1 pseudogene is annotated in these 603 nt (G+C 43.1%); it reads right to left on the reverse strand.

Annotated features, from left to right (window positions below):
* A pseudogene (locus AM305_RS08515) lies at positions 1 to 603 on the reverse strand (hypothetical protein); the annotation flags it as partial.

The raw sequence follows: 603 nt of genomic DNA on the forward strand, positions 1-603 counted from the left end.
CTTTACTAATCACATCATGCAACTGACCACCGTTAATCGCATCTTTACTGTCTGCGCCTACCGTGCCATTTGCAACATTAGTGATTTTGTTGCCGCCGTTGTTCAATCCTGATTTAGTTAAGCTCACTGGGCTATTTGCCGCTCCATTGGCTATCGTAACACCATCATTCGTCACGGTGGTATCACCCGCTTTCACTGTCGTTGCATTCACCGTGGTAGCATTTACGCTAGTTACATTCAAGTTTTTACTTAACTGAACTTCTAACTTACCTGCACTCACTGTCGTATTGATGTTCTCATCACCCACCACAGCGATACTTTCGCCCAAGGCTTTTTTCACCGATTGATTATCTTCCGCCGTTAAGCTAAAGCCTTTATTTTTCAGTTCACTTGATGTGTTGTTGATCATCTCTGCAACATTCTGTGCTGTTGCAAAATTATCTCCTTGGGCACTGGCTGTTACTGTACCATCCGTACCTTTGCTTAAGGTCGCTTTATTTACATCAAATGTAATATGCTTGTTTGCATCTCCACGTGCTGTCGTGCCTGTGCCATTCACAAAGTTCACATCTTTGTTATCTTTGTTTAGCGTCTCCACTGCTT

The sequence above is a fragment of the Actinobacillus minor NM305 genome, from assembly GCF_000175195.1.
In the GTDB taxonomy this organism is placed as follows: Bacteria; Pseudomonadota; Gammaproteobacteria; order Enterobacterales; family Pasteurellaceae; genus Haemophilus_A; species Haemophilus_A minor.